Raw genomic sequence first — 4410 nt, forward strand, 5'->3', positions numbered from 1 at the left:
GGGTTGCTCGCATAGTCTTCTCCCCAACACGTATGGTGACTCCAGACGCACAGGGGTGAGAAATGTCATTTGCAGCAGTTCGGCCGGGGGGCTCGGTTGTCACGGGTGGTCACATGAACGCACAGGCGGTCGGTAAGGGTGTCACGCCCGACCTCGTCTCGGCGGTCCGACGGATCGCCGACACGACGCCGGAGCGTTCGGTCATCCGATACCACTACCGCACCATGACCTACCGCGATCTGACCGCGGCCATCGATCTGATGGTGCCGGTCACGCGCAGTCAGCAGATGGACGACCGTGCGGCCATCGTCGCCGCCGTCTTCGCGGGAATGCCCGCGTTGTCGTCCGAGCGCAACCCGGCGACGGTCGCCGCGGTCATCGACGGCACGTTCGCCAAGGTGCTGTCCGATCTGGCGGAACTGGATGCCGCGCCGTCGACCCTGCCCGCCGCGGGGCTGCGCACGAACGAGATCGACCTGCGAGGGATCGCCAGCCGGCTCGCCGGCGCCTGATCGACACCCGCAGTTCGCTGGTCCCACGCCGGGTCGCGCAACCGCCGCCTCGGCCGTCGTCCTATCCTGATCGTGTAACGTCGGTGGTCCATTAACCGATATTCACACAGCGTTCCTCTTGGTTGCGACTGTCCAGATCCGAGGGCATCTACCGCACAGATAAGCGTGTAATTCGCTTATCCGGGGCGCAGAATGAAAGCATCGTGTCCTGCCGCACCGCACGAATTCATCGTGCAATCATTGGCGGAGCAAGTGCGAGCACTCGTTCGGGATAGGAGCTAGGAAACTTGGTCGCTGGCCGCTTCGATGCTCCAGCAGAAGTGCCTTCCGACGCGTTCGAGCTCTCAGCGGCTCAGCGCGGTATCTGGTTTGCGCAACAGGCGTTGGGCTCCATTCCGATCAATATCGCCGAGTATGTCGAATTGCTCGGACCGATCGATCTCGAGGTCCTCACCGCCGCCACGAACATGGCCGGACGTGAGGCCGGCTCGGGGTTCCTTCGTCTCATCGCTACCGGTGACATGCCGATGCAGCACGTCGATGCGGCCACCGACGACTCGATCGACACCGTCGACTTCTCCGGCGAGCCCGACCCGCGCGCCCGCGCGCTCGAGTGGATGCGCGCCGAGTACAGCGCCCCCATCGACATCATCGACGACCGTCTCGTCATCACCTGCCTGATCAGGCTCGGACCCGACCACCACCTCTGGTTCTGGCGGGCCCATCACATCGTCATGGACGGTTTCGGCGCGACCGCGATGCTCGCGCGTGTCACCGAGCTGTACGTCGCGATGAAGCGCGGCGACGAGTTGCCCCCGGCCCGCGGCGCCAAGCTGACCGAGCTCGTCGACGGCGAGCAGGTCTATCGGTCCTCGACACGGTTCTCGAAGGACCGTGAGTACTGGTCGGAGCAGAACGCGGGGCTGCCGGCGGCCATCTCGTTGAGCCCGCGTCGTGAACCCCCCGGTGAGTTCTCGCGGGTCGTCTCGCAGGAACTGTCCGAACGAGTCGATGATCTCCTCGCCCAAGTGGCACGCGACAACCTCGGCAGTTCCGCTCCCGCGGTGATCGCGGCGTTCGCGGTCTACCTCGGACGCATGGCCGACACCGACGATGTCGTCCTGAGCCTGCCGGTCTCGGCCCGCAACACCGCCAAGCTGCGCAACGCCGCGGGCATGGTCTCGAACGTCGTTCCGCTGCGGCTCGCGGTGTCCGACTCGGCGACGGTCACCGAACTGATCACCGCGGCCCAGACCGGGCTCGCAGGCGCGCTGCGACGCCAGCTCTACCGGCACGAGGACATGCGGCGCGACATCGGCCAGGGCACCGGCGAACGGGGACTGTTCGGTCCCTCGGTGAACCTGATGATGTTCCAGTCGACCCTCGACCTCGGCGACGTCGTCGGCCACGTCAACGTCCTGACGACCGGTCCGGTCGAGGACCTGGCGATCAACATCTATCCCGGCGCTCAGGACAAGCGGCTGCGTATCGACCTCGAGGCCAACCCCCGGTTGTACGACGACGAGGACCTGGCGCGTCACCTCGCGCGGTTCACCGAGTTGCTCGAGCAGATGCTCACCGTCGACCGGGACACCGCGGTGGGAGCCCTCACGGTCGGATCGGCCGCCGAGATCGACACGGTCACCCGCGTGTGGAACGCGACCGATCACCCCGTCGCCGCCACGACGCTCGCCGCGCTCTGGCGAGCGCAGGCCGAGCGCACCCCCGACGCGACCGCGCTGTGGTTCGGCGACGACGCGATGACCTACGCCGAGTTCGGCGACCGCGTGGCGCGTCTGGCCCGGCTGCTGATCGAACACGGGGTCGGACCCGAGACCCACGTGGCACTCGCCATGCGGCGTTCGTTCGACCTGCTCGTGGGCATGTACGCGGTCATCGAGGCCGGCGGGGCGTATGTGCCTCTCGACGTCGACAACCCCGGCGAGCGGATTGTCTCGGTCCTACAGAGCAGCCGTCCCCGGGTCGTGCTGACCACCGACCGCGATGCGTTCGAGGTACCAGAGGTCGAATCGCTCGAGACCACGGTGCTGGCTCTCGACCGTCTCGACCTGACGGCGTACCCGTCTGAGCCGGTGACCGACGCGGAGCGAGTCCTGCCGCTACGTCCGGACAACACCGCCTACGTCATCTACACCTCCGGATCGACCGGTCGTCCCAAGGGTGTTGCGGTCAGTCACCGATCGATCGTCAACCGGCTGGAGTGGATGCAGGCGCAATACCCCTTGGCCGCAGACGATGTCGTCATGCAGAAGACCCCGGTCACGTTCGACGTGTCGGTGTGGGAGTTCTTCTGGGCCACCCAGCGCGGCGCGTCGATCGCGATAGCGGCACCCGAGGGTCATCGGGATCCGGAATACCTGCAGACGCTCATCGCGGCCCGGGCGGTGACGACGATCCACTTCGTGCCGTCGATGCTGGCCGTGTTCGTCGAAGCGGTCTCGGCGGAGTCGTTGACGTCGCTGCGCCGGGTCTTCGCCAGCGGCGAGGCCCTCGCGCCCACCACGGCCGCCCGCCTGGCGTCGCTGGTCGATGTCGGCATCCACAACCTCTACGGCCCCACCGAGGCGGCCGTCGACGTGACCTACCACCGCTACCGCCCGGAGGACGTCGACTCCGTCCCCATCGGCGCACCGGTGTGGAACACCCGCGCGTACGTGCTCGACCGGGCTCTGCGGCCATGTGTCGTGGGCGCTGTCGGCGAGCTCTACCTCGGCGGTGTCCAACTCGCACGCGGGTACGTCGCCGATCCGCGGCAGACGTCGGGGCGCTTCCTCGCCTCCCCCCACGGCGCGCCCGGCGAGCGCATGTACCGCACCGGCGACCTCGTCCGGTGGACCATCGACGGTTCGTTGGAGTACCTGGGGCGCAGCGATTTCCAGGTCAAGGTGCGCGGACTGCGGATCGAGCTCGGTGAGATCGAGGCGGCCGTCCGTACCGACGACGCCGTCCGCGAGACCGTCGTGACCGTGCACGAGAGTGCACACGGCCAGCGTCTGGTGGCGTACGTGGTGCCCGCGACGGGACGCGAGATCGACACCGCATCCATCATCACCGCCGTGCGGGCCGCGGTCCCGGGCTACATGGTTCCCGACGCGGTCGTCGCGCTCGACGCCATGCCTCTCGGCGCGACCGGCAAGGTCGACCGCAGGGCGCTGCCCACGCCGGACTTCGCCGCGCACACAGCGGTTTTCCGTCCTCCCACGACCGATCGCGAGCGTGCGGTGGTCGGGTTGGTGGAGGATCTCCTCGGCCGCACCGGAGTCGGCCTCGACGACTCGTTCTTCGGTCTCGGCGGCGACAGCATCATGTCGATCCAGCTCGTTTCCCGGGCCCGGGCCGCCGGTCTCCACTTCTCCTCGCGAGAGGTGTTCGAGCACAAGACGATCGGTGAGCTCGCGGCTGCGGCGCGCGACGACGCGGCGGCGACCGTCCTCGTCGAGCTGCCGGGCGGTGGTGTCGGCGAGGTCGACCCCACCCCGATCGTGCGCGCGATGGCCCAGGTACCGGCCGCCGTCGCCGCCTTCTCCCAGTCGGTGCTGGTGCCGCTGCCGCAGCCGTTCTCGGCCGAGGTGCTGCGCGCCGCGGTCGACGCGGTCCGGGCGCGCCACGACATCCTGCGTTCGCGCCTGAGGGTCGACGACCTCGGCGCCGTGCACCATGTCGTCGATTCAATGGACGACGCTGTCGCGCCGGTGTTCTCGGAGACGTCGGTGACCGCGTCGCCGGGCACGACGGAGTTCGCCGAGGCGATGGCGAGCGCGGCGCGGGCGGCCACCGATCGGCTGGACCCGGGCGCCGGATCGGTCCTCGAGTTCGTCGTCGTCACCGGCCCCTGGGAGGGCGAGCACGCCCGTCGCCTGATCATCGTCGCCCACCA

Annotated in this window: 2 protein-coding genes; both read left to right on the forward strand. The window is 68.4% G+C overall.

Annotation, left to right across the window (positions count from 1 at the left end):
* Positions 1-113 precede the first annotated feature (113 nt).
* Positions 114-512 (forward strand): hypothetical protein, encoded by a 399-nt coding sequence (locus JHC79_RS02285; protein WP_296388251.1) that lies wholly within the window; start codon positions 114-116, stop codon positions 510-512.
* 320 nt (positions 513-832) lie between these two features.
* Positions 833-4410: amino acid adenylation domain-containing protein (locus JHC79_RS02290; RefSeq protein ID WP_296388252.1), on the forward strand; the 3578-nt coding region annotated here is incomplete at its 3' end.

Source organism: Williamsia sp., assembly GCF_016462415.1.
GTDB lineage: Bacteria > Actinomycetota > Actinomycetes > Mycobacteriales > Mycobacteriaceae > Williamsia_A.